This is a genomic window from Curtobacterium sp. NPDC090217, from assembly GCF_044746705.1.
GTDB lineage: Bacteria > Actinomycetota > Actinomycetes > Actinomycetales > Microbacteriaceae > Curtobacterium.
The window spans coordinates 832,616-857,533 of record NZ_JBIVCR010000001.1 but is presented as its reverse complement, the minus strand read 5'-3'; the positions used below and the strand labels follow the sequence as shown (position 1 = coordinate 857,533).

The 24,918-nt window shown below is 67.0% G+C and carries 25 protein-coding genes, 1 tRNA gene and 2 pseudogenes; 15 read left to right on the top strand and 13 right to left on the bottom strand.

The window, feature by feature from the left end:
* Positions 1-29: 29 nt before the first annotated feature.
* Positions 30-1,226 carry an FAD-dependent monooxygenase gene (locus ACIPJ2_RS04405; protein WP_402727722.1) on the bottom strand — a complete coding sequence of 399 codons (1,197 nt, stop codon included), beginning with the start codon at positions 1,224-1,226 and terminating at the stop codon, positions 30-32.
* Between the two features lie 56 nt (positions 1,227-1,282).
* On the opposite strand from ACIPJ2_RS04405, the gene ACIPJ2_RS04400 reads away from it, so the two are divergent.
* Together ACIPJ2_RS04400 and ACIPJ2_RS04395 are read left to right on the top strand one after the other, a co-directional pair.
* Positions 1,283-1,810 (top strand): MarR family winged helix-turn-helix transcriptional regulator, encoded by a 528-nt coding sequence (locus ACIPJ2_RS04400; RefSeq protein ID WP_402727721.1) that lies wholly within the window; start codon positions 1,283-1,285, stop codon positions 1,808-1,810.
* Positions 1,811-1,920: 110 nt separating this feature from the next.
* Entirely contained in the window at positions 1,921-2,265 is a 345-nt protein-coding gene (locus tag ACIPJ2_RS04395; RefSeq protein WP_402727720.1) for a YciI family protein, read from the top strand.
* 81 nt (positions 2,266-2,346) lie between these two features.
* Here the strand turns inward: ACIPJ2_RS04395 and ACIPJ2_RS04390 are convergent, their stop codons facing one another.
* Positions 2,347-2,958 carry a TetR/AcrR family transcriptional regulator gene (locus tag ACIPJ2_RS04390; RefSeq protein WP_402727719.1) on the bottom strand — a complete coding sequence of 204 codons (612 nt, stop codon included), beginning with the start codon at positions 2,956-2,958 and terminating at the stop codon, positions 2,347-2,349.
* Between the two features lie 220 nt (positions 2,959-3,178).
* On the opposite strand from ACIPJ2_RS04390, the gene ACIPJ2_RS04385 reads away from it, so the two are divergent.
* Genes ACIPJ2_RS04385 through ACIPJ2_RS04375 form a run of 3 tightly spaced genes read left to right on the top strand, consistent with a single transcriptional unit; the run spans position 3,179 to position 5,973 of the window.
* On the top strand, positions 3,179-4,012 hold the full coding sequence (locus tag ACIPJ2_RS04385; protein WP_402727718.1) for a zinc-binding dehydrogenase: 834 nt from the start codon (positions 3,179-3,181) through the stop codon (positions 4,010-4,012).
* Between the two features lie 53 nt (positions 4,013-4,065).
* Positions 4,066-4,851 carry an SDR family oxidoreductase gene (locus ACIPJ2_RS04380; RefSeq protein WP_402727717.1) on the top strand — a complete coding sequence of 262 codons (786 nt, stop codon included), beginning with the start codon at positions 4,066-4,068 and terminating at the stop codon, positions 4,849-4,851.
* A 39-nt stretch (positions 4,852-4,890) separates the two neighbouring features.
* Entirely contained in the window at positions 4,891-5,973 is a 1,083-nt protein-coding gene (locus ACIPJ2_RS04375) for a zinc-binding dehydrogenase (RefSeq protein ID WP_402727716.1), read from the top strand.
* Positions 5,974-6,807: 834 nt separating this feature from the next.
* Here ACIPJ2_RS04375 and ACIPJ2_RS04370 read toward each other — a convergent pair.
* The 3 genes from ACIPJ2_RS04370 to ACIPJ2_RS04360 all read right to left on the bottom strand — a co-directional run bounded on the left by ACIPJ2_RS04370 (position 6,808) and on the right by ACIPJ2_RS04360 (position 10,790).
* The gene (locus ACIPJ2_RS04370; protein ID WP_402727715.1) at positions 6,808-7,863 is read right to left on the bottom strand and encodes a hypothetical protein; all 1,056 of its coding nucleotides are present in this window, start codon (positions 7,861-7,863) and stop codon (positions 6,808-6,810) included.
* 561 nt (positions 7,864-8,424) lie between these two features.
* The gene (locus tag ACIPJ2_RS04365; protein ID WP_402727714.1) at positions 8,425-9,276 is read right to left on the bottom strand and encodes a DNA adenine methylase; all 852 of its coding nucleotides are present in this window, start codon (positions 9,274-9,276) and stop codon (positions 8,425-8,427) included.
* 80 nt (positions 9,277-9,356) lie between these two features.
* Positions 9,357-10,790: a hypothetical protein gene (locus tag ACIPJ2_RS04360; RefSeq protein WP_402727713.1), complete on the bottom strand. Its 1,434-nt coding sequence runs from the start codon at positions 10,788-10,790 to the stop codon at positions 9,357-9,359.
* 128 nt (positions 10,791-10,918) lie between these two features.
* On the opposite strand from ACIPJ2_RS04360, the gene ACIPJ2_RS04355 reads away from it, so the two are divergent.
* The 3 genes and pseudogenes from ACIPJ2_RS04355 to ACIPJ2_RS04345 form a co-directional block, all read left to right on the top strand.
* The gene (locus ACIPJ2_RS04355; RefSeq protein WP_402727712.1) at positions 10,919-11,644 is read left to right on the top strand and encodes an NYN domain-containing protein; all 726 of its coding nucleotides are present in this window, start codon (positions 10,919-10,921) and stop codon (positions 11,642-11,644) included.
* Between the two features lie 326 nt (positions 11,645-11,970).
* Positions 11,971-12,210: pseudogene (locus ACIPJ2_RS04350) on the top strand (transposase); the annotation flags it as partial.
* Positions 12,211-12,228: 18 nt separating this feature from the next.
* Positions 12,229-12,363 (top strand): annotated as a pseudogene (locus tag ACIPJ2_RS04345) (IS3 family transposase); the annotation flags it as partial.
* Between the two features lie 328 nt (positions 12,364-12,691).
* Here ACIPJ2_RS04345 and ACIPJ2_RS04340 read toward each other — a convergent pair.
* Positions 12,692-12,781, bottom strand: a tRNA-Ser gene (locus tag ACIPJ2_RS04340).
* A 143-nt stretch (positions 12,782-12,924) separates the two neighbouring features.
* Between ACIPJ2_RS04340 and ACIPJ2_RS04335 the strand changes: the two genes are divergently transcribed.
* Together ACIPJ2_RS04335 and radA are read left to right on the top strand one after the other, a co-directional pair.
* Complete coding sequence (locus ACIPJ2_RS04335) at positions 12,925-13,950, top strand: SGNH/GDSL hydrolase family protein (protein WP_402727711.1); 1,026 nt, start codon at positions 12,925-12,927, stop codon at positions 13,948-13,950.
* A 9-nt stretch (positions 13,951-13,959) separates the two neighbouring features.
* Positions 13,960-15,321 (top strand): DNA repair protein RadA, encoded by a 1,362-nt coding sequence (gene radA, locus ACIPJ2_RS04330; RefSeq protein ID WP_402727710.1) that lies wholly within the window; start codon positions 13,960-13,962, stop codon positions 15,319-15,321.
* Between the two features lie 146 nt (positions 15,322-15,467).
* Here the strand turns inward: radA and ACIPJ2_RS04325 are convergent, their stop codons facing one another.
* Positions 15,468-15,851, bottom strand: a complete 384-nt coding sequence (locus ACIPJ2_RS04325; protein WP_402727709.1) for a dehydrogenase — start codon at positions 15,849-15,851, stop codon at positions 15,468-15,470.
* Between the two features lie 282 nt (positions 15,852-16,133).
* Between ACIPJ2_RS04325 and ACIPJ2_RS04320 the strand changes: the two genes are divergently transcribed.
* Together ACIPJ2_RS04320 and ACIPJ2_RS04315 are read left to right on the top strand one after the other, a co-directional pair.
* Positions 16,134-16,340: a cold-shock protein gene (locus ACIPJ2_RS04320; protein WP_056126521.1), complete on the top strand. Its 207-nt coding sequence runs from the start codon at positions 16,134-16,136 to the stop codon at positions 16,338-16,340.
* A 116-nt stretch (positions 16,341-16,456) separates the two neighbouring features.
* Entirely contained in the window at positions 16,457-16,885 is a 429-nt protein-coding gene (locus ACIPJ2_RS04315) for a hypothetical protein (protein ID WP_402727708.1), read from the top strand.
* 18 nt (positions 16,886-16,903) lie between these two features.
* Here the strand turns inward: ACIPJ2_RS04315 and ACIPJ2_RS04310 are convergent, their stop codons facing one another.
* Positions 16,904-17,584, bottom strand: coding sequence for a hypothetical protein (locus ACIPJ2_RS04310; RefSeq protein ID WP_402727707.1), 681 nt, complete (start codon positions 17,582-17,584; stop codon positions 16,904-16,906).
* Between the two features lie 64 nt (positions 17,585-17,648).
* On the bottom strand, positions 17,649-18,191 hold the full coding sequence (locus ACIPJ2_RS04305; RefSeq protein ID WP_281266468.1) for an amino-acid N-acetyltransferase: 543 nt from the start codon (positions 18,189-18,191) through the stop codon (positions 17,649-17,651).
* Between the two features lie 73 nt (positions 18,192-18,264).
* On the opposite strand from ACIPJ2_RS04305, the gene ACIPJ2_RS04300 reads away from it, so the two are divergent.
* Complete coding sequence (locus ACIPJ2_RS04300; protein WP_402727706.1) at positions 18,265-18,717, top strand: SRPBCC family protein; 453 nt, start codon at positions 18,265-18,267, stop codon at positions 18,715-18,717.
* A gap of 68 nt (positions 18,718-18,785) precedes the next feature.
* Positions 18,786-18,968 (top strand): hypothetical protein, encoded by a 183-nt coding sequence (locus ACIPJ2_RS04295; RefSeq protein ID WP_402727705.1) that lies wholly within the window; start codon positions 18,786-18,788, stop codon positions 18,966-18,968.
* 74 nt (positions 18,969-19,042) lie between these two features.
* Here the strand turns inward: ACIPJ2_RS04295 and ACIPJ2_RS04290 are convergent, their stop codons facing one another.
* Entirely contained in the window at positions 19,043-21,565 is a 2,523-nt protein-coding gene (locus ACIPJ2_RS04290) for an ATP-dependent Clp protease ATP-binding subunit (RefSeq protein ID WP_402727704.1), read from the bottom strand.
* A gap of 165 nt (positions 21,566-21,730) precedes the next feature.
* Positions 21,731-22,228, bottom strand: coding sequence for a Clp protease N-terminal domain-containing protein (locus ACIPJ2_RS04285; protein WP_402727703.1), 498 nt, complete (start codon positions 22,226-22,228; stop codon positions 21,731-21,733).
* Positions 22,229-22,281: 53 nt separating this feature from the next.
* Here ACIPJ2_RS04285 and ACIPJ2_RS04280 point away from each other — a divergent pair, with 53 nt between their 5' ends.
* The gene (locus tag ACIPJ2_RS04280) at positions 22,282-23,214 is read left to right on the top strand and encodes an NAD(+)/NADH kinase (RefSeq protein WP_281266464.1); all 933 of its coding nucleotides are present in this window, start codon (positions 22,282-22,284) and stop codon (positions 23,212-23,214) included.
* A 141-nt stretch (positions 23,215-23,355) separates the two neighbouring features.
* Here the strand turns inward: ACIPJ2_RS04280 and ACIPJ2_RS04275 are convergent, their stop codons facing one another.
* Positions 23,356-24,417, bottom strand: a complete 1,062-nt coding sequence (locus ACIPJ2_RS04275) for a sigma-70 family RNA polymerase sigma factor (RefSeq protein WP_281266463.1) — start codon at positions 24,415-24,417, stop codon at positions 23,356-23,358.
* Positions 24,418-24,756: 339 nt separating this feature from the next.
* Positions 24,757-24,888, bottom strand: coding sequence for a hypothetical protein (locus tag ACIPJ2_RS04270; protein WP_281266462.1), 132 nt, complete (start codon positions 24,886-24,888; stop codon positions 24,757-24,759).
* Positions 24,889-24,918: the final 30 nt, after the last annotated feature.

The window sequence follows — 24,918 nt, the reverse complement described above, 5'->3', positions numbered from 1 at the left end:
CTCCGGCAGACCGACGCAACACCTCGCCGTCACCGTCGTTCGTCGTGGAGCGGCGGCAGGTCGCGCTCGGTCTGTGCGACCTGGGTCAGCTTCGCCGCGAGTGGGCGGAAGGGCCGGGAGAGCAGGACCTTGTCCGCGACCCCGCGCACTGCGAGACCGACGCGCGTCTGGGGGTACGCGAAGGCCGTGATGCCGCGCGGCAGGTGCTGGACGTCGTCGACCAGTGGGCGCATCCACCTCTCGTACGCGATGAGCGCGCCGGGTTGGTCGTCGGGTGCTGCGGCGAGTTCGGCGGCGAGCACGTACCCGGCGGTGAGGGCGAGGGATGCACCACCACCGCCCATCGGTGTCACGCACCACGCTGCGTCGCCGGCCATCACGACCCGGCCGCGGTGCCAGGTCCGCATGCGCACCTGCTGCAGCTGGTCGACGTAGACGTCGTCGGACGTCTCGAGCGCCTCGAGGATGCGCGGTGCCTCCCACCCCGCCCCGTCGTACCGCTCCCGCACGGCGGTGAGCATCTCGGCCCGCGTCAGGCCGAGGAGGTCGCCGCCCGGCGAGTACGCGAGGATCGCACGGATCGTTCCGTACGGGTCGGGCCGGAGGTGGACCTGCCGGCCGCCGACGGAGTTGTGCCAACGCCAGCGGTCGTCGTCGCCATCGGTCCTGGGGATCGTCCCGAAGACCATCGTGACGTCGAGATCGCGCTCCTCGACGTCGTCGCCAGGGAAGAGCAGCGGACGTGTGGACGACCGAACACCCTCGGCGACGACGAGCAGGTCCGCGTCGAGCGCCCGACCGTCCGCGAGGCGCACCGTGACCGCGTCACCGCGGTCCTCGACCGCGGTGATGGTCTGTCCGTACACGAAGTCGACGCCGTCCGGCAGGTGGTCGAGCACCACCCGGGCGAGGTCGCCGCGGAGCACCTCGAGCTCCGCCGTCGCACCGTCCGTCCCATCCGAGGGCAGTTCGGCCGTCACCTTCCCGTCGGCGTCGACGAGGACCGTGCCTGTCTCGGTGGTGTTCTTCGCCTTCACGGCATCGAAGAGGCCCATGCGACGGAGGACGTCCCGCGCGACGCCGCGGACATCGACGTTCTGGCCGCCGTCCCGGAAGGAGTCGGCGCGTTCGACGACCGTGACCTGCCAGCCCGTGCGCCGCAGCCAGTAGGCCACCGAGAGTCCGGCGATACTGGCTCCCGAGACGATCGCGGTGCGTTGTTCCATAGGCTCCTCCTCGATACTGTCTTTACAGTAAAGCGACTGCACATTGAAGGAGTCTGATGGAGAACGTCTTCGACACGACCTGGTCCGTCCCCCAGGTCGACGTGATGCAGGCGCTCCGCGACTGGGCCGTGGCCTTCACGGAGCTGAACCAGCAGATGGCGGTCTGGCTCGACCTGCCGACCAACGACGCGCACGCGCTCGGACAGGTGCTCTGGGCCGCCTCTGCCGGGGAACCACTGTCCCCCGCACGGCTCGGGCAACTGATCGGCATGACCTCCGGGTCGGTCACGGTGTTGGTCGACCGCCTCGAGGGAGCGGGCTTGATCGTCCGGAGCCGGGAGCACACCGACCGACGGCGCGTGACGCTCCGCCCGACCGCGGCGGCGGAGGACCGGGCGCGCGCGTTCGCGGAACGGTCGAGCGAGGAGATCGCCACGGTCCTCCGACGCACAGGCGCCGACGACCTCCGCCAGGTCACCACGTTCCTCCACACCATCACCGACGCCGCGACCACGGCGGCTGGTCGCCTGCGGGAGACGCCGGCGCCGCCGCGCACCGGCGCCGAGCCCGCACGGCGCCGGTGACACTCGGGCCCCGCCGAGGTCAATTACCGAACGACGTCCGTTTCGGCGAAGCACCGTGTATGCCGTGTACGTGAGACCGCACGAGCGGTGGACGACCGAAGGAGACAACGATGCAGTACCTCGTCAACGTCCTCGACGGCAGCCCGACCACGGGCGGGCAGACATCCGGGCGCGCCACCGACGCCGAGATGGCCGCCATCGATGCGTTCAACGACCGACTCCGCGCCGACGGGCACTGGGTGTTCGCCGCCGGCTTGGCGGCGCCCGAGCTCGCGACGGTCGTCGACAACCGGGATGACGCCGGCTTGGTCACGGACGGCCCGTACGTCGCGACGACCGAGTTCGTCGCCGGTGTGTGGATCTGGGACGTTGCCGACGCCGACGTCGCCCTCAGGTTGGCAACAGAGGCGTCGAAGGCGTGCAACCGGAGGCTCGAGATCCGTCCGGTCCTCTGAGGGCTTGCGGATCAGTGCCGACGGCACCGTGTGCGGGGCGTCTCGCGCGAGATCCACAACGCCGCACGCGTGCTCCGAGACTCAGTCGTTGGTGGTCAGCCAACTCGGTAGCAGCTGCGCGACCGTGTCGACGATATCGTCGTCACTGCGTCCGCGCGGGCTCTCGAGCCATCCGAGGAGGACGCTGAGGACCCCGCCGGCGATGTACTCTCCCGCCGTGTCGAGGAACTCGTCCGATGCGTCCGGGCGTTCGGTGAGGATCGTCCTCCGCAGGCTCGCAGACATCTCCTCGACGAGATGCTCACGGACACGTTCGGTTGCCGGCGCCGACACCGCGTACAGGAGGTAGCGGCGGTGGAGGCGGAACGCGGCCAGGAGCTCCTCGAGACCCGTCCGTGTGATGGCGGCCCTGGCCATGACCTGACCGGTTCGCCGCGAGACGTCTCGCGGTCCGATCTCGTCGAACATCGTGTCGACCACGTACACGACGACGTCTCCGACGGTCGCGAAGTGCGTGTAGAAGGTGCTCCGGCCGACCCCGGCTCGCGTGCAGACGGCGGCGACCGACACGGCTTCGCCGGCTTCGAGCAGCGCGTCGAGCGCGGCGACGAGCCGGTCACGCGTCCTCGCCGCTCGGGGATCGTCCGTCGCAGCGAGTTCCCGTCGCCGATCCCCCTGCGCTGCACTGGTCATGTGTCGATCATCTCGCATGCCACAGTTCATAGACACCTGTCCAGAAAAATGACGTAGGGTCCGATCAGGCGCGCAAGGAAGCCACGCCGCACATCGATGAAGGAGTCGACATGAGGGCCTGGGTACTCGGGCAAGTCCACGGAGCGGTCACCGAGACGGAAGTGGACACCCCGACACCGGGTCCCGGTCAGGTCCTACTGAAGATCGTCGCGTCCGGCCTGTGCCACAGCGACGTCGGCTACATGGGGGCGTCATCCCGTTGACGATTCCGCTGCCCGTGATCCTCGGGCACGAAGCCTCTGGCACCATCGCCGCGGTCGGCGAGGGCGTCACAGGATGGGCAGTGGGCGACGCGGTGGCCAGTGCCATCTCCCCCGACGACGCCCCCGGCGTCTCCCGCGACGGCGCGTACGCGGAGTACACGATCGTGAGCGCCGCGAAGCTCGTCCGGCTCCCGGAGGGCATGGATTGGTCCCAGGCCGCGGCCGCCACGGATGCCGGCTTGACCTCGTACACGGGCGTCGTCGTCTACGGGCAGGTCGGCGCCGGTGACCGCGTCGGCATCGTCGGACTCGGCGGGCTCGGGATGACCGGCGCGCAGATCGCGATCGCGCAGGGCGCCACCGTGGTCGCCGCCGAGCCCCGCGAAGCGCTGTGGGAGACCGCGAAGGCGCACGGCGTCAGCGAGGTCGTCGCGGACGTCGAAGAGCTCGAGGGACGCGACCTCGACGTCGTCATCGACTTCGCCGGCTTCGGCACGACGACCTCCGGAGCGATCCGCGCCGTGAAGACCCGTGGTCGCGTGGTCCTGGTCGGTCTCGGCCGGTCCGAGTGGACGATCAACTCCATCGACCTCGTCAGCCGCGCGATCGACCTGCAGGGAGCCACCGTCGCCGGCGTCCCGGAACACCTGGAGGCTGTTCTCGCCCTGATGGGCGACGGTCGCGTCACGGTCGCAGCGGAGGAGATCGGGTTCGCTGACATCGCCGAGGGCCTCGGCCGGTTGCAGCGCGGCGAGGTCAACGGCCGGCTCGTCGCCCGACTCGACCGCTGACCGGCATCGCCCCGCACGAACACACGCTCGAACCCGATCGAAGGAGATCACCAATGACCCGCACCTCCGTCGTCACCGGAGCCGCATCCGGCATCGGCAAGGCCACCACCGAGAAGCCCCGCACCGACGGTCACACCGTCGTCGGGGTCGACATCAGGGACGCCGACGTCGTCGTCGACCTGAGCACCGACGAGGGCCGCACCGCCCTGGTCCACGAGGTCTCCCAACGCGCCGGCGGACGCATCGACTCCGTCATCGCCGTCGCAGGACTCGTCGCCGCGAGCCCGGTCACGGTCGGAGTGAACTACTTCGGCGCGAAGGCCACCCTCGAGGGGCTCCGACCACTCCTCGCCGGCTCGGACGCACCCCGCGCGGTCGTCGTCGCGAGCCTCGCCGCCCTCGAGGACGTCGACGACGGCCTGTACGCGAAGCTCCTCGCCGACGACGAGCCCGGTGCTCGTGCCGAAGCCGAGCGGATCGGGACCGCGACGAACGCAGCAGGGTCGAGTGCGATCTACTCGACGACGAAGAAGGCCATCGCGCACTGGGTGCGCACCCACGCGAAGGACCCGGAGTGGGCCGGCGCCGGCATCGCCCTCAACGCGATCGCGCCCGGAGTCATCGAGACGCCCATGACCGCGCCGGCACTGCAGACGGCGGAAGGACGCGCGGCGCTCGACGCCGGCGCACCCTCGCCCCTCAACGGCCCAGCAGCGCCACCGGCGGCCCCAGCGGCGCTCCTCGCCTGGCTCGCCAGCTCGGAGAACACGCACGTCACCGGTCAGGTCGTCTTCATCGACGGCGGGGCCGAGAGCATCAGACGGCCCGAACTCGTCTGACACCCCAGTCATCTCGACGAAGAGAAAGCGAGAAACACGATGAAAGCAGCAGTGGTCCGCGAGTTCGGCGGAGGATTCCAGACGGAAGAAGTCACGATCGCAGACCCCGTCGGTCGCGAGGTCCTCGTGGAGGTCAAGGCGTCCGGCCTCTGCCACAGCGACGAACTCGCCGCGAGCACGAACCTCGGCTACGACGTCCCGATGGTCCTCGGGCACGAGGTCGCCGGCGTCGTCACGGCAGTCGGTGACCAGGTCCGCGACGTCGCCATCGGCGACCACGTCGTCGGCTGCCTCGTCCAGTACTGCGGCGCTTGCACGAAGTGTCTGACCGGCCGCGTCGGCCTCTGCGAGCACCCCGAGGCCACCGTCCGCGACGGCCGACTCACCGACACCGACGGCCACGAGCTGGCGCAGGGCATGGGGCTCGGCGGCTTCGCCGAGTACGCGATCATCCACGAGAACCAGGTCGCCAAGGTCCCGGACGCAGTGCCCTTCCCGCAGGCCGCATTGCTCGGCTGCGGCGTCGTGACGGGTGCGGGAGCGGTGATGAACACGGCGAACGTGCAGCCAGGGCAGACCGTCGCGATCATCGGCACCGGCGGCGTCGGCACCAACGCCATCAGCGGCGCGGTCATCGCTGGCGCCGGTCGGATCATCGCGATCGACGTCGCTGACGACAAGCTCGAGAACGCACGGCACTTCGGTGCGACGGACACGGTCAACTCGACGACGACGGACGCAGTCGCCGCCGTGAAGGGGCTGACGGGTGGGTTCGGCGCGGACTTCGTGTTCGACTTCGTCGGCCTGCCGGCAGTCACGAGGTCCGGATTCGACATGCTCGCGCAAGGTGGCGGCCTGTACCTGATCGGCGTGCTCGACCCGTCGAACCACCTCGACCTCACGTCGCTCGAACTGCTCAACGGACGCAAGCGGGTCGAGGGCGTCTACATGGGCTCGACGAATCCGAAGCGCGACATCCCGATGATCGCCGAGCTGTACCTCCAGGGCCGGTACAAGCTCGACGAGCTCGTGTCGAAGACCATCTCCATTGACGAGGTACAGGCGGGCTACGAGTCGCTGCACGACCCGAAGATCAACCGGGTGGTCATCACCTCGTTCTGACTCATCGCGCCCCGGGGCCTATTGCTCGGTACAGAGAGAGGCCACGGGGTGCGGTCGTCGAAGGCAAGCCGACTCGTGCGGTCGGCCAACAACGAGCGCCGTCGCCGAGACGCTGACAAGCCCCGACTGCCCCGATCCGGCGGGGCGTTGGTCAAGCAGCAGATCAAAGAAAGATGTCCCAATGTGGGCGACGCGACCGAGGCAGGACCCAGACCGGCTCGTACAGGAGGCTGTGCGCGGACCTCCGAACGAGAATACCCCCGCGTAAACGGGGGATTTTCCTTGGCGGTGCCGGTGGCATTTGAACCCATATGCCGACGCCCCAGGAGATGGGCCAGGGGGCGAGATTCCCATTCTGGCTGAGATGTTGGTCGCGGTTGCTCCCATCACCGCACGTCTCGAGACCAGTGCTCCGTTACTGCTTGGTTACCGGAACGCCTGCGGCGAGGCCAAGGGGTGGGTGACACGAGTGCTCGAGGGTTAAGCGATCGATCGGCCGCCCGCAACACCGGATCAAGAACGGTCTACGCGCGGGCGTGTACCGGCCCAGCGCAGAGCGATGCGCAACGCATCACTGCCATTTTCACGCAAGACCACCGCTGCCATCACTTGCACCTCCGCTGGTCGTCACAGGAGCTCGCTGCCGAACGTTCGGCCAACGCTCGCTGTCGATGCGCATGAACACTGAACGAACGGACCTCATCGATGCAGACGTGCCGCAGATTGCTTCGTCGGCGGCACTGTGCAGCATCCCAGCATTTGTGCACCGCAGCCTTGACCAACCGATAAAGCGGATTTATGTCAGGTCCCAGACGGACTGACCATCGATGGAGCTTAGCCGCCATCCCTCGCACCTAGTCCGGATGGATGGGCCCAGTCGAGCGCTCCCCATTGCACCGCGGCCCAAAGTTCGCGGAACTGCTTCTCGTCGGCCGGAGTGGAGATGCCACGAAGCTCGAGCAACTTCATCGCGACCCAATGAGCATCTTCAAGCATCGAGCGCGCCCCGCCGATCTGTGCCAGCCGACGAGTAGCGTCACCACCGTGTGCGATCGCAGAACGGACCTGATACACCGCTTCGTAGCGTTCAAACCGACCGCCTCGAGCGGCAGGGTCCCGTTCGAGCAAGGCGAATCGACTTTTGCTGACCGCTCCGGGTACTGCATCCTTGCCCGTCAACATCGAATCAAGGGCGACGCTCACTGCCAACGCTGAATCATCCTGAGCCTCCGCCCAAAACGCGCGCGCATACCAGCGTGCAGCAACTCGGAGCCTCTGCGCGATCGCGTCTGGCGCAGTCATCAAATCATCGATGACCACGCGCAGGTCGGCACCGAGTATGCGATCAAGAGGCAACGGGTCCGCGCTGTACCAACGGAAATTGTTCCCGGAACTCCACCCAGTGATGGTGAGCACACTAGCGCCGAGTTCAGCAGAGCCGTGGTCTGCTAACAACTCGACAATAGCGGATCTGTCCAGGTCGACGCCGCGGATTCCGGGTCGATTAGTCGCTCCACGCAGGGAGTAGACACCGTGAGTTCCCAGGTCATCCGCGAGCATCAATGTGAGCCCAATCAAGTCCTCAAAGGTCCGCTCGAAGTCCTGTGTCGCTAGCTCGCCTTGACGATCGGTCGTCGAGGTCGCCACAACATACCCATTGAACTCTCGGAGCAGTTGTTGGGCATGCTCGATGAGCGACTCCTCCGCGCGCGCGTCAAGCTTGAGAGTATCGGCCAACTCTCGGACATCCGTTTCCTCATTAACTTTGGCTAGCGTCAGCGCGCCGATCGACGCGGGCTCGGAGTCCCAGGTGATATTGGCCACCGCAGCGGCGACGCGTACCGGCTTGGGTTTAAGGAGGCGATCGACGGCCGCGTGGAGATCGGCCACCTGACCAGCTGATGCCGCTGCCACGAGCGACAAAACCATTGTCCATAGGTCTTCGTCCCGCCAACGCGACGTCACCCGTTGGTCTCGGAGGAGTGCCTGCATCGCGCGCTCAAGCGACGGCATGCCCTCCTCCGCGATGGTAAGCGGCCCGCGACCCCCGCGGAACGCGCGGGCGGGGGACGCGCGAAACGCGGGATCGACCCAAGCCCACCCTATGTATGGGACGTCTTCTGACTCACGCACAGCGGCCGCAGCATTCTCGAGTTCGGTCGCAACAGCTGCCACATCAACCCCCTGGAGCGGACCCACGTAGCCAAGGTCCGATGTACCGGTTCAGCACCCTGGTCAGAGCACTCCCCCTCCGATCATACGACAACGACTTAGCGGAAAATCGCCGACTTCCCCACATCGCGTCCATGGACACTCGGGGCCACGCGGGATCCCCACCATGTCAGCTGAAACGGCTGCGGTTGACCGCGCCGATAGCGCGCTCTTCTGTCAGTCACGTGACTGCGGATTTGATTCACCACTCCTAGTGAAGACCAGCGTTCGTCTGCTCCGCTACGCCGCTGCGCGCTCATCGAGCGCGCGATGCACGTTGAGGCCCTTGCTTGGTACCAGCAGTTCACTGCCGACACGTTTGGTCGCGGCGCTGTAGTTGATGCCGAATTGGTGCCGTTCGAATCCGTCGTAGAGGCCGCGAATCTCGTCGGTCCAGTCGTAGGTGAGAACCCATGGGTCGTCAAGCTTCTTGATCGTTTCAGCAAGGGTTCGGTGATCGGCGTCGGTGAAGAAGTTGGCGTACAGGCCCGATCCCTTGTGATAATAGGGCGGGTCGATGAAGAAGAACTGCCGGTCGCGCGCCCCGTCCAGGTCAGTAAGGAACTGTTCACCGTCAAGGTTGTGCAGTTCGATACTGTTACTGTACCGGCCGATACGCTCGATCTTGTCCGCAAGGTCCTCGCGATTGAATCGGCAGTCGAGCTTGTAGACGCCGTTCTGCTGTTTTCCACCGATAACGCCGCCGGTGATTACGCCGGATCGGTTGGTTCGGTTGAGAAAGAGCGTTGCATAGGCCAGATCGAGGGAGCCTGCGTCGGCAGTGCTGTACACCTCGCGTTGCTGGTACCACGTGTCCATGGTCACGTTTGCGGTACGGACACGACCCGCAAGTGCTGCCGTGTCATGAAGGACCGCGTTCCAGAACGACCAGATCGCGGGGTCGAGGTCGTTGAGCACGATCCGACGTACGTCGCCGTCGAACAGCAGCGCCAGTGCCAGTCCTCCACCTCCAGCGAACGGTTCGGTGTAGGTGCCTCGGCGGAGCTTGTTGTCGCGGAGAATCTGGCTCGTCAGCGCGCGGAGCGTTGACTTCCCTCCTGGGTAGCGGAGGGGTGAATAGGTACTGCCCACGTGGTCCTCTTTCGCGCTTGGTGACACCGACGCTAACGAAGCGTGGACACCGTGGCCACTCCCCACGCGGCACGCGGCAGCTATCCGAGCTTCGCCACGACCGCGACCACGACCGCTTCGATCTCATCCCACCTGCTCGTCAGCTCTCGCCATTCGGGGAAGGCCTGTCCATGTGCAACGGCGCCGAGATAGAAGCCGCTGAACACCCAGGTCTGGTTGGTGACGAGGTTCCGGAACAACTCGAGCGCGGATCGCTCGTCACGGGAGAGTCTCGGCCCGCCTGCGGCTCGTTGTCCGCGGAAGTGCTCAAGCGCCTCCTTGATGATTACATGCTGCTTGTCGCGGTCCGAAATGGTGCGCTCTTGCACGTGCTCCGCATACCGGAAGAACACTGACTCTAGAAACACCCGAGCAAGCAGCGCTGCGGCGAGGGGGTGCTGACGGTCGGTTCGGCCCAGCTCGTCGATGATGCGCTGGACCTTCGAGTTTGACGTGGCGAACCGGGAACTGTCGGCCAGGAAGTACTTTCGTGCACCGTGTGGGCCAGCTTTCGTGGTCCCTCCGGAGGCAGATCCGGCCGTCGAGTCTGGCTCGCCGGGCGGATCAGATGCAGCTCCGGATGAATCAGTCGTCGCCCCGGATGTATCAGCACGGTCGTTGCTCGTCGGGGGAGGAGACGCCGCAGAGTCATCGCCTGATGTCGTTGCGCTGGTGTCGACTGCGATCTTGGGATCGAGGGGTAGCAGGACAGCCCGGGCATAGTTAGCACGTTCAGATGCTGTGGATCGGGACGTGACGGGGCCACGCTCGGCGTAGAGATCTTCGAAGAACCGAGCCAGCCGCGCTCGGAAGAGCTTTACGGTTCCGGCGTGACGGAAGTCGGGTTCAGATCTCGACGTCGTGATGCCGAGGCCTTCGACTCGAAAGACGGTGTTACCGACGTAACGGGTGACTGTCGTGATGACGCGCTGTGCACGTTGCTCCGGTGTAATGATGCGGTGCTCGAGAGCATAGTCGAGCAGTCGGAGCGCAAGAGCGTTATTCGAACGGCTGCCCATGAAACGGGCGTTCTGAACGGCATTCCAGTCGCGCATGCCGAGCCCGTTGTTGAACCCCTGATGTTTACGTTCGATCCAGACGTTGGCTTCGTCGCGGGTCGGGAACACTGCCACCTCAACGGCGACGTTGCCCTCGAAGGACTCAGACAGTGCTTTGAACGCAGGCCGCTCTTTGGCGGGCGCGAGACTTGGGTCGTGAAGGAGCAGCAAGGCGGTGAGTCGACGGTTCCCGTCGAGCACGATGATGTGGTCGCCCTCCCGTATGCCAGCGAACACGTCGAGAGGACTAATGCCATCGACCCGGACGATGTCACGTGCGAGCGGCAGCACGCTTTCCTTCTCCACCATTTGGCGGATGATCGCGTTGCGGTCGGTGGTGGGTTCGTGCCGAGGGTTGCTCTCGTCGAGGACGAGATCCAGCAAGTTTTCCCACTCGACAATGACCTTTTCCGGCATCCGATCCCTCTCTGACGGTTCCTCAGGAGGATACGGTTCTTGGTGGTCGCGGCGCGACCGCCACTCCACGCGGACTGGATCAGCTCGTCCACACGCACCGGGCCGACCGGATAGGTTACGGTGTCCAGATGCGGGTGGGCGTGTATGTCGATGGGTTCAACCTCTACTATGGCGGCCTCAGCCAGCTGGGCAGCACACCGGGGTGGAAGTGGATCGATCTTCGAGCGCTAGCCTCCCGTTTCGCTGGCTGGTCCGGGTCACACATCGACCGTGTTGTCTACTGCACCGCTCGCGTGAACGACCCGGCCGATCCGCTCCAAACGCAACGGCAGGACTTCTACTTGAAGGCACTGCAGCTGCACGGCTCCGTCGACCTCATTGAGGAGGGCTACTACTCCTCATGGGCGAAGGAGTCCGTCCTCACCAACGAGGCTGCAGGGGCGAAGGCACCAACAAGCTTCTCGGATCCGACATCCGCTGAATTTTGGACATCCGGCCTTCGGCTTCGACGGAACGGTGCGGGCACGGTCTTCGCCACCGTGCGCAAGCGCGAGGAAAAGGGTTCCGACGTCAACGTAGCAACGCATCTGCTCGCCGACGTACTGCAGGGCAGCGTTGACGCCGCAATCGTCATCTCCAACGACTCGGACCTGGCACTTCCGATCCGTATGGTGCGCTCGCACGTACCGACCGGAGTTCTGAACCCGAACGCGCGTCCGCTAAGCAACGCGTTGAAGGGCAGCCCGAACGACGGTGTCGGCAGTCACTGGTGGCGGCGCATATCCGCGCACGACTTCCGCAGCAGCCAGCTCCCCTCAACGGTTGGGTCAATATCCAAGCCGTCCAGCTGGTGAGTCCCGCGAGCACCTAGACGTTTCCGCCTCGATCAGGTACCGTAGGGATCACCAACCCGCCCTCCATGTGAGGGCGGGTCTTTTCTCTCTCGGGCACCTCGCGAGCAGGACGTGGCGAGACGGCACGGCAGCAACGTTCCTCGGATCCAGGAAGCTGCGAAGGTTCGCCACTGCTAGCAGCCGCTAGCTGCGGGCCGCGCCTTGCGATCGGTTGCTATCTGTTGCATGCTCAGGCGAGCCGCACGCTCGAGCTCGCTGCCGAGTACGGGACTGCTGCAGGTTCTGTTGACTCCTGACAGGTAGGGGCATGGGCTCCTGCTGGAAGGATGTGCGCCATGGTGAAGGCGTATCCGGAGGAGTTCCGCCGTGATGTGGTCGCGGTCGCACGGAAGGGCGAGCCGTCGGTGCGACGGGTCGCGAAGGACTTCGGTGTGTCCGAGTCCTGCCTGGCCCGCTGGTTGCGCCTCGCGGACCGCGACGACGGTATCGGGGTCGCAGGGCCGCCGTCGGCGAAAGCGGTGGAGCAAGCCGAGCTGCGGGAGGCGCAGAAACGGATCCGGCTGCTCGAGCAGGAGAACGAGATCCAAGAGCTCCGGCTGGCGATCATCACCTGGATCGAGGCCACCTACCACCGGAAACGACGGCAACGTGGTCTGGAGAAGTTGACCCCGATCGGGTACGAGACGATCATCAACCCACAGGTCGCACTCGCGCCCTAAACCAACGAGTCAACCAAACCTGCAGCAGTCCCGTCAGATCGAAACGACCCGCCGCACGGGCCTAGGATTGCGCCCCTGCAGTTGGCCCCGTGCCCTTTCCCTCGGGCGCGACCATGGTGGCCGAACTCGAACACCAGCTAGGCGGTGTGTAGGCCGGCGCCGGACCGGTCGCTCCTCGCGATCAGCTGAGCTCTGGAGCGCCAGGACTTGCGGTTGCTCACAACTGCTGCGAGAAGATCCGTTACCGCCTGATTACTGGCAGAGCTACCGGAGTGAAACAAGAGAGCCCCAGATCCCCGTCATTACGGGGATCTGGGGCTCTTTGCGCTGGCGGTACCGGTGGGATTTGAACCCACGGTGGAGTTGCCCCCACACATGTTTTCGAGACATGATCCTTCGGCCGCTCGGACACGGTACCGGGGAAGAGTTTACACGATCCGGGAGGCCCCTCGCGACACCGCGGGCCGGCCCGCCCTCCACAGGTGGTCACGTCCAGGGCACGTCCCACGACCACAGATCCCGCCCTGATCCGTCATGGCCAGCGGGCGTACCGTCAGCGGCATGAAGTCCCGCACACTCATCGCACTGATCAGCTCGATCGCCGGCGGCCTCGCGGTCGCCGGCGGCGCGGCATTCGGCGCCCGGGCCGGCGTCAAGGGACAGCGCGCGGCAGCCCAACGCGTGGTCGAGATGCTCCCCACACACGCGGACTGGTGGCGCGAACGGCTCCACCACGAAGGGCAGATCACGTACCTGGCGATCGGCGACTCCGCGGCGCAGGGCGTCGGTGCGACGGTCCCGTCCCGTGGCTACGTCGGCCTCCTCGCCCGACGGATCAAGCACCGATCACGCAGCACCGTCCGCGTGGTGAACCTGAGCATCTCGGGCGCGACGACGTGGGGAGCGAAGAAGGACCAACTCCCGAAGCTCCGGAACTTCACTCCCGACATCTGCACGGTCTCGATCGGCGCGAACGACATCGCCGACTTCAACCCCGACAAGTTCGAGCGGAACCTCCGCGAGATTTACGCCGCGGTGCCGTCGCACACGATCGTGGCGGAGCTGCCGTGCATGTTCGTCCCCGACCGTGAGCGCAAGGTCGCCGTGGCGAACGAGATCGTGCACCGGGTCGCGGACGAGCTCGGGCTGACGGTGGCGCCGCTGCACGCGATCACGAAGCGGGTCGGGCTGCGCCGGACCTTCTTCAACACGTACGGGGACCTGTTCCACCCGAACGACCGCGGGTACGAGATCTGGGCGAGCGCATTCGAGCCGGCGATCGATGCCAGGGTCGACACCGTCGCGGCGATCCGGCACTACCTGTCGGTGCGGGAAGCCGAGGACCTGGGGCGAGAAGCCGGGGCGGTCGCGAACGCGCGTGCGGAGCAGGACACCGGCGGGGCGGACGATCTGGACCACGCGCACCGGCCGGGCCGCATCGACCGCCTCCGGCAGCGCATGACCGGGTCCGTCCCATTACCCGGCGAGTACGCCGGCGGCGCGCACGACGAGCGCGGCGAGGACGACTGGCCGAACGCACCGGACGCACCGGACCGCCACCCGGGGGATGTCGGCGGCGCGGCCTAACCTCGTCCCATGGCCCGCCCCCAGTCTTCCTACCGCTGTACCGAGTGCGGCTGGACCACCATCAAGTGGGTCGGGCGCTGCGGCGAATGCCAGTCGTGGGGCACCGTCGAGGACACCACCGCCACGACGGCCAGCGTCCGCGGCACGAGCGCGGTCGCCGTGACGGGCACCCGTGTCGCGCAGCCCATCACGCAAGCTCGGGTCGGCGCAGTGCCACGCTGGCGGTCCGGCATCGGCGAGTTCGACCGTGTCCTCGGCGGCGGGATCGTCCCCGGTGCCGCGGTACTGCTGAGCGGCGAACCGGGCGTGGGGAAGTCGACGCTCTTGCTCGAGGTCGCCTCGCGCGCTGCCGCGTCCGGCAAGCGGGTGCTCTACGTCAGCGCGGAAGAGTCCGTCGACCAGGTCCGGCTCCGTGCCGAGCGTACCGGGGCGATGCACGACGACCTGTACCTCGCGAGTGAAGTCGACCTCGGCGTCATCCTCGGTCAGATCGACCAGGTCCAGCCAGACCTGCTCATCGCCGACTCCGTGCAGACGATCTCCTCCGCCACGGTCGACGGCATCGCGGGTGGCACGTCCCAGGTTCGAGAGGTCGCATCGACCCTCATCCGCGAAGCCAAGCAGCGCAACCTGCCCGTGCTGATCGTCGGCCACGTGACGAAGGACGGATCGATCGCCGGTCCGCGGCTGCTCGAACACCTCGTCGACGTCGTCTGCCACTTCGAGGGCGACCGTCAGACCGCGCTCCGGTTCGTCCGCGCTCTGAAGAACCGCTTCGGCCCGACCGACGAGGTCGGTTGCTTCGACATGGCGGGCGACGGCATCCACGAGGTCCCCGATCCCAGCGGACTGTTCATGTCCCGCAACGGCGCCCCCGTCTCCGGCACGTGCATCACCGTCGCGATGGAAGGCCGCCGCGCCCTGCCGGTCGAGGTCCAGGCGCTGGTCGTACCGAGTTCCGCTCCGCAGCCCCGTCGCGTCGTGAACGGCGTCGACTCCTCACGGGTGGCGATGCTGCTCGCGGTGCTCGAACGCCGTGCGGGCATCAAGCTCTCCGATGCCGACGTCTACGTCTCCACCGTCGGTGGGATGAAGCTCACCGAGCCCGGCGCCGACCTGGCGATCGTCCTCGCCCTGGCCAGTGCCGCTCGCGACCGTCCGTACCCGCACACGCTCGCGGCCATCGGCGAGATCAGCCTCGCTGGCGAGATCCGACCGGCGACCGGAGCCAAGCAGCGCGCGAACGAAGCGAAGCGTCTCGGCTTCACGACCGTCCTCGGCGCGGACGCAGAGCACCTGCGCGAAGCACTCCGCGTCGCGTTCTCCCTGACGAAGTCGGTGCGCGAACGCGAGCTCGACGCAGCGTTCTGAATCACGGCCTTGGAGCATCACCGCGCTGACCGGACCAGCGCGCCCGGGGTGAGCCGAGCCTCCTGTGTGGAGTGGGCGCAACGCGTCTTCAGCACCCGGCCACGCGGGGCTGTCCGCTGAGCGCACTCCCTCCGAGATGAGGACGGTCAGGCGCGAAGGGCATCCAACAGGTCAGCGGGCTCCGCCTGCATCGTGTTCGGGCCGGCGATGTCGAAGAAGACGCCCTCGAGCGAGTCCAGGTGCGCGGCGAGGAACTCCTCCAAACGAGCCGCGTCGTAGACCATGACCTGCCGGATCTTCTCGTCCGGCACCATCGCCGTGTACGCGTCGGCCGACGAGAACAGCAGCAGGATGCGCTTTTCCGACCCCTCACGCCCGAAGACGCGGACCTGCATGTCCTTCTTGCCCGTGACGAGTCGGGGCACGATCACGATGTCGTTCCGCAGCGCGAACGCCACCGCCGCCACGTCCTGCTTCGCGAGGGCTTCCTCGAGCTGTTCGCTCCGGAAGCGCTGTTCCTTGTCTGCCATCACCATCAAGTTCATCAGATTTCGCCCCAAGGAGGCGAACTGTCTGGTCGTGGGGCCAAAGACCCTGTAGGTTGAGGGAACCGCTTCTGCGGCGCCCAACGTCCGGGCGGGGTGGTGACACTCCCCCGACCGGACTGCACAGGGTCACTGGCTCAGGCCTGACCCCGAACCCGTCCCGCCGGCACCTGCCCGCGTGGCGCATCATCCTCGTCGACATACGACGAGGCTCCGTCTGCGTGTCATACCGCGATGGAAAGCAAGAACAGTTAAGGAAACGCCATCATGGCAACTGGAACCGTCAAGTGGTTTAACAACGAAAAGGGCTTCGGGTTCATCGCCCCGGACGACAACAGCGCGGACGTCTTCGCGCACTTCTCGGCGATCTCGGGCAGCGGCTACCGCGGTCTCGAAGAGAACCAGAAGGTGGAGTTCGAGATCACTGAGGGCCGCAAGGGCCCGCAGGCGGAGAACATCACCGTCATCGGCTGAACCCCAGGGGAACGCTGACCGTCATCCGGTCGGCTGACCCCGAACACGACCGCGGTCGGACTCGATCGAACCTTCGTCATGACGAAGTTCGATCGGTCGGCCGCGATTGTGTTTGTATGACGAAAACCCGGACAACAGCAGCCCTCTCCGCCGCCGCCCTCGTCGCAGTCGCCCTGACGGGATGTGCGCAGATCCAGCAGCAGGTCGGCGACGCATGGTCCGTCACGTACGAGGTCACCGTCGACTCTCCGGACGCGACTCCGCTCCACGACGTCAGCTACGTGGGCGCCGAGAGCCGTGGCGACGACCCCGAGACCCACACCGCCGGGTCGACGTCGACCAAGGCGACCGAGGGCGAGAACACCAGTTGGACGCACGACTCGATCGTGCTCGCTGAGGACGACGCATCCGTGCGGGCCACTCCCCCGGCCGACCGGACGGCGAGCTGCCGGATCCTGCTCGACGGCAAGAAGGTCATCGCCGAAGAGCACGGCGGCGTCGGTCAGATCGTGCGCTGCAAGGCGACGACCCCGAAGTTCGACTGACGCCCGGGCCGGTCCGCCTCAGTTCAGGATGAACTGCGCCGAGTCCTTCGCCGTGATGTTCCCCACCGCGACCTGCAGGTGGTAGCTCGCTCCCCCACCGGTCACCGACGGGCGAGAGGCATCACACGTCGAGGTCGACGACCGCGTCCGATCCCATGCGATCGCCGGCGTGGTCAGGGTCTGCCCCGCCTTGATCGTGACGTCCTGGTTCGTCCCACCGGTCTGGCAGTCCTTCGACGACCAGTACTGCTCCTCGCCGGAGCTGATCGTCAGGACCTGCTGCGACGACCCGAGGTCCATGTGGCAGGAGTTCGACCCGGTGTTCTCGATCGACATCGCGATCTTGGGGTCCTCGGTGGGCCCGTACGCGCTCTTGTCGAGGACGGGCTTGAGCGTGATCTGGTCCTTCGAGCACGTTGACCCGTCGGCAGCGGAAGCAGGCGCCGAAGCGGACGCGGACGCTGACGGCGACGACGCACTGGCAGACGACGAAGACGACGACGAAGACGAAGACGATGCGGCAGGAGACGAAGACGGCGACGCCGACGGGGCAGCGGCGGACGACGCCCCGTTCCCGCGCCCCACGACGATGAGCACGATGACGACCACGATGAGCAGGATCACTCCGGCCACGGTCGCACGGCGGCGCCAGTAGACGCCCGGCTTCTGCGGGCCGACGGGGTGACGGAACGAGGACATGCGCACAGGGTAGACAACGCCCGGCACAGCGCGGCGGAACCCCGCCGAGGAGGACCCGAAAGCGTCAGAGGATCTTCAGCATGCGGGTGTTGCCGAGGGTGTTCGGCTTGACCCTGGCGAGGTCGAGGAACTCCGCCACGCCCTCGTCCGACGACCGCACGAGTTCGGCGTAGACATCCGGCGACACGACGCTCTCGCCGATCTCGAGGTACCCGTGCTTCGTGAAGAAGTCGACCTCGAACGTCAGGCAGAAGATCCGCGCGACACCGAGCTCGCGGGCGTCGTGCTCGAGTGCTTCGAGCATCCGGTGTCCGACGCGCTTGTGGATCCAGTCCGCGTCGAGGGCGAGCGTGCGCACCTCGGCGATGTCGTCCCAGAACACCGCGAGCGCTCCGCAGCCGATCGGCACACCGTCGGGACCCTCGGCGATCCGGAACTGCTGGATCGAGCCGTAGAGCGCGACGTTCTCCTTGCCGAGCAGGATGCGCCGGTCGACGTAGGGGGCGATGAGGCGCTGGATGTGCGGCACGTCCGACGCCAGCGCCGGTCGCACGAGGATGCCGTGGTCGTCCCGTTCGTGGAACGCGTGCTTCCCGTGCTCAGTCATCTCCCCAACCATAGTGCTCACGGGGTACGGCTCCCTGGGCCGTGCACATGCGCCGCCGCCTACCGTCCAGGACATGCCCCAGATCATCGAGACCATCGACGTCAACGTCCCCGTCAGCGCTGCCTACGGGCAGTGGACCCGCTTCGAGGAGTTCCCCGAGTTCCTCAGCGAGGTGGAGAAGATCGTCCAGGTCGACGACACCACCACCGACTGGACCGTGAAGGTCGCGGGCCAGGAGCGCGAGTTCCGCGCGAAGATCACCGAGCAGCACCCCGACGAGCGGGTCGCCTGGGCGGTCAAGAACGGCGAGACCGACCACGCCGGCGTCGTCACGTTCCACAAGCTGTCCGACACCGAGACGCGCGTGACCGCGCAGATCGACTGGCAGCCCTCCGGCTTCCTCGAGAAGCTCGGCTCCGCGGTCGGCGTCGGCGGCCACGCCGTCAAGAAGGACCTCGAGAACTACAAGGAGCGCGTCGAGTCCGCGCCGACCGACGCCGGATGGCGCGGTGACGTCCAGGCCTGAGCCTGACCACGATCGACGGAGCCCCCGTGCTGGGAACGGCACGGGGGCTCCGGCGTACCGTCCGGCTCATGGACAAGGAAACCAACCCGGAACAGCACGAGGGCAACGGCTCCCTCGCGGACCTCAACGACGAGTCCATCGGGCGTCCCTTCGACCAGACCAACGGTCTGGCCGACGGGCTGGCCGGTGACTCCGACGGCACCGCCGACAGCGACGTCGCAAGCGACGCCGAACGGGGCGACCAGCTCTGACCCACCCGACACAGGACAGACGGGAGGCCCGGTGCCAGCTGGCACCGGGCCTCCAGTCTGTCTGTGGCTGGGTTCTAGGACTCGATCTCGCCCTGCGGAGCGGCTTCCGTTCCGGACTCCACGGCGGCTGCGCCGGCGAGGACCTCTTCGCGGCCCGGCTGACGCCCGGTCTCGAACTCGAACTTGCCGTCGATGAAGTCGACCTTGACGTGGTCGCCAGCGGTGAGCTCACCCTGCAGGATGTGCTCGGACAGCTGGTCCTCGACCTCGTGCTGCATGGCACGACGGAGCGGGCGGGCACCGAGGGCGGGGTCGAACCCGACCTTGATGAGCTGCTCCTTCGCCGGCAGCGTGAGCTCGACGGTCATGTCGCGGTCGAGCATGCGGTCGGACAGACGCTTCACGAACAGGTCCACGATCTGCAGGAGCTCGGACTGCGAGAGCTGCGGGAACACGATCGTGTCGTCGACGCGGTTGAGGAACTCGGGCTTGAAGTGCTTCTTGAGCTCCTCGTTCACCTTCGAGCGCATGCGGTCGTAGCCGACGCCCGAGTCACCCTCGACCTGGAAGCCCACCGGGCCACCGGCGATGCCCTGCGAACCGAGGTTCGTGGTCATGATGATGACGGTGTTCTTGAAGTCGACCACGCGGCCCTGACCATCGGTCAGTCGACCCTCTTCGAGGACCTGCAGCAGCGAGTTGAAGATGTCCGGGTGGGCCTTCTCGATCTCGTCGAAGAGGACCACGGAGAACGGCTTGCGGCGCACCTTCTCGGTGAGCTGGCCGCCCTCTTCGAACCCGACGAACCCGGGAGGGGCACCGAACAGGCGCGAGACGGTGTGCTTCTCGCCGAACTCCGACATGTCGAGGGAGATCAGTGCGCCCTCGTCGTCGAACAGGAACTCCGCGAGCGCCTTGGCGAGCTCGGTCTTCCCGACGCCGGTGGGGCCGGCGAAGATGAACGAGCCGGAGGGGCGGTTCGGGTCCTTGAGGCCGGCGCGGGTGCGGCGGATCGTCTTGGACAGGGCCGAGATGGCCTCTTCCTGACCGATGACGCGCTGGTGCAGGGCCTTCTCCATGAAGACGAGGCGCGAGGTCTCCTCTTCGGTGAGCTTGAACACCGGGATACCGGTGGCCTGCGCCAGGACCTCGGCGATGATGCCCTCGTCGACGGTGCCGGACGCGGCGACGTCACCGGCACGCCACTGCTTCTCGAGGCGGAGCCGCTCGCCGAGGAGCTTCTTCTCCTCGTCGCGCAGGCTCGCTGCCTTCTCGAAGTCCTGCTCCTCGATGGCGGCTTCCTTCGACCCGCGGACCGTCGAGATCTTCTCGTCGAACTCGCGGAGCTCCGGCGGCGCCGACAGGATCGACAGACGCAGGCGGGCGCCGGCCTCGTCGATCAGGTCGATGGCCTTGTCGGGCAGGAAGCGGTCCTGCACGTAGCGGTCCGCGAGGTTCGCCGCGGCGACGATGGCGCCGTCGGTGATGGACACCTTGTGGAACGCCTCGTACTTGTCGCGGAGGCCCTTGAGGATGTTGATCGCGTGCGGGAGGGACGGCTCGTTGACCTGCACCGGCTGGAAGCGACGCTCGAGTGCTGCGTCCTTCTCGAAGTGCTTGCGGTACTCGTCGAGCGTGGTGGCACCGATGGTCTGGAGCTCACCGCGGGCGAGGAGCGGCTTGAGGATCGACGCGGCGTCGATCGCGCCCTCGGCTGCACCGGCACCGACGAGGGTGTGGATCTCGTCGATGAAGACGATGATGTCGCCGCGGGTGCGGATCTCCTTCGTGACCTTCTTGAGGCGCTCCTCGAAGTCACCGCGGTAGCGGGACCCGGCGATGAGCGAGCCGAGGTCGAGCGAGTAGAGCTGCTTGTCCTTGAGCGTCTCGGGCACGTCGCCCTTGACGATCGCCTGGGCGAGGCCCTCGACGACGGCGGTCTTGCCGACGCCGGGCTCACCGATCAGGACGGGATTGTTCTTGGAGCGGCGGGAGAGGATCTGCATGACCCGCTCCATCTCCTTCTCGCGCCCGATGACCGGGTCGAGCTTGCCGTCGCGCGCGGCCTGGGTGAGGTTCCGACCGAACTGGTCGAGGACCTGCGAACCCTGCTGGGCGTTCTGCTGCTGCTCGCCGCCGACGGCGACCGCTTCCTTGCCCTGGTAGCCGGACAGGAGCTGGATGACCTGCTGGCGGACGCGGTTGAGGTCGGCCCCGAGCTTGACGAGCACCTGGGCTGCGACACCCTCGCCCTCACGGATGAGGCCGAGGAGGATGTGCTCCGTGCCGATGTAGTTGTGACCGAGCTGCAGCGCCTCGCGCAGGGACAGCTCGAGCACCTTCTTGGCGCGCGGCGTGAACGGGATGTGCCCGGTCGGCTGCTGCTGGCCCTGCCCGATGATGTCCTGGACCTGCTCGCGGACGGCATCGAGCGAGATGCCGAGCGACTCCAGCGCCTTGGCGGCGACGCCCTCGCCCTCGTGGATGAGGCCGAGGAGGATGTGCTCGGTGCCGATGTAGTTGTGGTTGAGCATCTTCGCTTCTTCTTGAGCGAGGACGACAACACGACGGGCTCGGTCGGTGAATCTCTCGAACATGTGCTCTCCCTTGGCCCCTGCGATCGGAGCCGACAGCTGTGCCGGTCTCGTGTGAGTCCGGCCAAGTACTTCGAGAGTAACGAGCACATCGGGGCTGGTCTGCCCCTGTTCGCCGTGGGCGTGACCTTGCTGTCCTGGGTGCGCCCAGCGGCTGGGCCGGCGTCGTCAGCTGCGGCGGGCAGCGCGGCGGAGGGCACGCCGGAAGCGACGGGGGTCGGCGCCGACCTGGTCGAGGACGTCGTGTGCAGCACCCATGAACGGGTCGTCCATGCCGTCGAGCACGGCGAGCAGCACGTGATGCGGACGGACGCGCTCGTGCGGGCCGGCGATCTGCGACGCATGCGCCAGGAGCCGCGCTCCGGCAGGGGTGCACGTGATGCGGCCGGCCGCGGACGGGTACGGCTCGGTCCCGGCACCGACGAACACACGGATGGCGTCGCGGAGGACATCGGGCGTGACGCCGTGACGCCGCAGGACGTCGCTGAACCGCGGCATGCCCGAGCAGAGCACGACCGAGGCGACGAGCAGGTGCTCGGCGTCGACGAAGCCGAAGCCGGACTGGCGGGACTCGTGCTCGGCGAGCAGGACGATCTCGCGACCGTGACGGAGGTCGGCGACGGCGACGGAGAGCGCGGCGGGCTGTATGTATGCAGAATATCTCATTGGGGTTGTCTTGAGAAGACCTCGAACCAGGTCCGCCCGGTACGATCCGGCACATGGAGCAGCCCGTCGTCGGCCTCGTCGTCCACCCGACCAAGAACGTGCAGGAGTCCGTCACGACCCTGCAGCGCTGGAACTCCTCCGGCGCCGGCCGCCTCGTCGCACGGCGCATCGACGCAGCCCGCATCGGCGGCACGATCGACGTGGTGGAGGACGACGACTTCACCGCGACGGTGGACCTCGTCGTCGCACTCGGCGGGGACGGCACGATGCTCGGCGCCATGCGGCTCGTCGCGAAGCGCCCGGTGCCGGTGCTCGGGGTGAACTACGGCAACGTCGGGTTCCTCGTGGAGATCGAGCCGCCGGAGCTCGAAGCGGCGCTCGAGCGGCTGTCGAACGGCGACTACCAGCTGGAGCCGCACCACGCGCTCGAGGCCCGGCTGTCGTGGAGCGGCGCACGGACCGAGTACCTGGCGTTCAACGACCTCACCATCGTGCGGCGTCCGGGAGCCGGGCAGGTGTCCGCGGATCTCAGTGTCGGCGGGCTCGGGTACGGGTACTACCGAGCGGACGCCATCGTGGCGGCGACGCCAGCCGGGTCCACCGCCTACAACTACGCGGCCGGCGGACCCGTCCTCTCCCCAGCGCTCTCCGGCTCCGTCGTGACCCCGGTCGCCCCCATGGCGGGCATCGACCGCGCGGTGGTCCTGGCCGCGCGGGAGCGCTACCGGTTCGAGATCGCGGAGGGCACCAGGAGCGCGGCGCTCGAGGTCGACGGACTCGTCGTCGGTGAGGTCGCCACCGGGGCGCAGATCGACATGCGCCTCCGGAAGGACGCCGGGAGCGTCGTCCGGCTCGATGCCGAGCGACACGGGCGCACCGGGCGCCTGAAGCTCAGCCTGCTCGACCTGCCCGTCCGCCCCGACCAGCTCGTCGAGCTGATCCCGAGCGACCTCCGGCAGAAGCTGCGTCGCGAGGCCGAGGACTGAGCACACCCGCTGACATGAGTGTGGCCCGTCCGAGCAGTGCTCGAACGGGCCGTCCCATCACCCCACCGGATCGCCTTCCCACAGAACGACCCGGTTCCCCGAGCCGACGCCGTTGCGGGCGTCGGCCGAAGTGCTGCTGACCTACTCGGTCAGGTAGAGCTGCATGTCCTGCGAGACCGCCTTGGCGAACAGGCGCAGCTTGGCTCGCGACTCCACGCGGCTGACCGCCTGGCGCGTCGTGTGCACGATCTTCGAGATCTCGTCGAGCGTCATCGGCTTGTCGTCGTCGAGGCCGTAGCGCATGCGGATCACGTTCGCCTCGTCGCTCGGCAGCTCCGCGACGATCGAGCGGATGTCGCGGTGCAGGAGCGTCGTCTCGGTGAGCTCGTTCGGGGACGCAGCGTCCTCGTCCTCGATGAAGTCGCCGAGTTCACTGTCGTCGGAGTCGCCGACGACGGTGTGGATCGAGACCGGCTCGTGCGAGCGGCCCTTGAGGTCCACGAGTTCCTCGACGGACATGCTCAGCTCGGCTGCGACCTCTTCCGGCATCGGCGCGCGGCCGAGGTCGACGGTGAGGTCACGCTCGGTGCGCGAGATCTTGTTGATCAGCTCGACGGTGTGCACCGGGATGCGGATCGTACGGGCCTTGTCGGCGAGACCACGCGAGATCGCCTGACGGATCCACCAGGTGGCGTACGTGGAGAACTTGTAGCCCTGCGTGAAGTCGAACTTCTCGACTGCGCGGACGAGGCCGAGGTTGCCTTCCTGGATCACGTCCATGAAGGGCAGGCCACGCTGCGAGTAGCGCTTCGCGATGCTCACGACGAGGCGGAGGTTCGAGGTGATCATGCGCTCCTTGGCGCGCTCACCGTCGCGGACCAGCCACTTGAGCTCACGCTGCAGGGACTTCGCGAGGCCCTGCTCCGTGGCGAGCTTCTCGCCGGCGAACAGGCCGACCTCGATCCGGCGGGCGATCTGTGCTTCTTCCTCGGCCGTGAGGAGCGCGAGACGCCCGATGTGGCGGAGGTAGTCGCCGACCTGGTCGACCGATGCGCCGCGGACGCCAGCGAGCTGCTCGTCCGCCTCGACCTCTGCCGCGGCGGTGTCGAGCGTGGTGCTCTCGACCTTGGCCGACTCGGTCTTCGCGGTTGCCTTCTTCGTCCGGCGCGAGGTGGTGCTCGGTGCTGCCGTTGCGATCGTCATCTGACTCTCCCTGCATTCGACGGTGATGGCCTTCGTGGGGTGATCACGAGTAAAGCGGGCGGGAGGTGTACCCCACAAACCAAACGGAATGATTCCCAGGGTTCTCCGTGCTTCACCATCGGAACCGCACCCCACGGGGTACAGCGCACGACCAGTCTCGTCCCCCGACCGCCCGGATGGCAAGGGGTCGACCCCGTGGTTCCGGCGTTGCAGGGGTGTTTCTGGCGCATTGCAGAGGATGCACCTCGCCAGCAGGACGCCGCCGGGCATGCGAAAGGGGTACGTCGTCACGGATCGATGCGATCCGGACTCCGTACCCCGAAAGACGAACAGATGGGGTCACCAGGAGGGTTCGAGCCAGCCCTCTCGGCGCTTGGAGACCTCGATGTCGGCGTCGCGGTCGTACTCGTCGTACTCGCTCTCGATGTCGCCGACCAGGCTACGAGTGCGGAACAGCTGCGTGATGGACATGCGGACGATGCTCACACCGTGCGGCAACGC

What these genes read in the sequence shown, in the direction of transcription:
- ACIPJ2_RS04405 (WP_402727722.1), bottom strand. Translation starts at nt 1,226, where the DNA reads ATGGAACAACGCACCGCGATCGTCTCGGGAGCCAGTATCGCCGGACTC.
- ACIPJ2_RS04400 (WP_402727721.1), top strand. Translation starts at nt 1,283, where the DNA reads ATGGAGAACGTCTTCGACACGACCTGGTCCGTCCCCCAGGTCGACGTG.
- ACIPJ2_RS04395 (WP_402727720.1), top strand. Translation starts at nt 1,921, where the DNA reads ATGCAGTACCTCGTCAACGTCCTCGACGGCAGCCCGACCACGGGCGGG.
- ACIPJ2_RS04390 (WP_402727719.1), bottom strand. Translation starts at nt 2,958, where the DNA reads ATGACCAGTGCAGCGCAGGGGGATCGGCGACGGGAACTCGCTGCGACG.
- ACIPJ2_RS04380 (WP_402727717.1), top strand. Translation starts at nt 4,066, where the DNA reads ATGACCCGCACCTCCGTCGTCACCGGAGCCGCATCCGGCATCGGCAAG.
- ACIPJ2_RS04375 (WP_402727716.1), top strand. Translation starts at nt 4,891, where the DNA reads ATGAAAGCAGCAGTGGTCCGCGAGTTCGGCGGAGGATTCCAGACGGAA.
- ACIPJ2_RS04360 (WP_402727713.1), bottom strand. Translation starts at nt 10,790, where the DNA reads ATGCCGGAAAAGGTCATTGTCGAGTGGGAAAACTTGCTGGATCTCGTC.
- ACIPJ2_RS04355 (WP_402727712.1), top strand. Translation starts at nt 10,919, where the DNA reads ATGCGGGTGGGCGTGTATGTCGATGGGTTCAACCTCTACTATGGCGGC.
- ACIPJ2_RS04335 (WP_402727711.1), top strand. Translation starts at nt 12,925, where the DNA reads ATGAAGTCCCGCACACTCATCGCACTGATCAGCTCGATCGCCGGCGGC.
- radA (WP_402727710.1), top strand. Translation starts at nt 13,960, where the DNA reads ATGGCCCGCCCCCAGTCTTCCTACCGCTGTACCGAGTGCGGCTGGACC.
- ACIPJ2_RS04325 (WP_402727709.1), bottom strand. Translation starts at nt 15,851, where the DNA reads ATGGCAGACAAGGAACAGCGCTTCCGGAGCGAACAGCTCGAGGAAGCC.
- ACIPJ2_RS04320 (WP_056126521.1), top strand. Translation starts at nt 16,134, where the DNA reads ATGGCAACTGGAACCGTCAAGTGGTTTAACAACGAAAAGGGCTTCGGG.
- ACIPJ2_RS04315 (WP_402727708.1), top strand. Translation starts at nt 16,457, where the DNA reads ATGACGAAAACCCGGACAACAGCAGCCCTCTCCGCCGCCGCCCTCGTC.
- ACIPJ2_RS04310 (WP_402727707.1), bottom strand. Translation starts at nt 17,584, where the DNA reads ATGTCCTCGTTCCGTCACCCCGTCGGCCCGCAGAAGCCGGGCGTCTAC.
- ACIPJ2_RS04305 (WP_281266468.1), bottom strand. Translation starts at nt 18,191, where the DNA reads ATGACTGAGCACGGGAAGCACGCGTTCCACGAACGGGACGACCACGGC.
- ACIPJ2_RS04300 (WP_402727706.1), top strand. Translation starts at nt 18,265, where the DNA reads ATGCCCCAGATCATCGAGACCATCGACGTCAACGTCCCCGTCAGCGCT.
- ACIPJ2_RS04295 (WP_402727705.1), top strand. Translation starts at nt 18,786, where the DNA reads ATGGACAAGGAAACCAACCCGGAACAGCACGAGGGCAACGGCTCCCTC.
- ACIPJ2_RS04290 (WP_402727704.1), bottom strand. Translation starts at nt 21,565, where the DNA reads ATGTTCGAGAGATTCACCGACCGAGCCCGTCGTGTTGTCGTCCTCGCT.
- ACIPJ2_RS04285 (WP_402727703.1), bottom strand. Translation starts at nt 22,228, where the DNA reads ATGAGATATTCTGCATACATACAGCCCGCCGCGCTCTCCGTCGCCGTC.
- ACIPJ2_RS04280 (WP_281266464.1), top strand. Translation starts at nt 22,282, where the DNA reads ATGGAGCAGCCCGTCGTCGGCCTCGTCGTCCACCCGACCAAGAACGTG.
- ACIPJ2_RS04275 (WP_281266463.1), bottom strand. Translation starts at nt 24,417, where the DNA reads ATGACGATCGCAACGGCAGCACCGAGCACCACCTCGCGCCGGACGAAG.
- ACIPJ2_RS04270 (WP_281266462.1), bottom strand. Translation starts at nt 24,888, where the DNA reads ATGTCCATCACGCAGCTGTTCCGCACTCGTAGCCTGGTCGGCGACATC.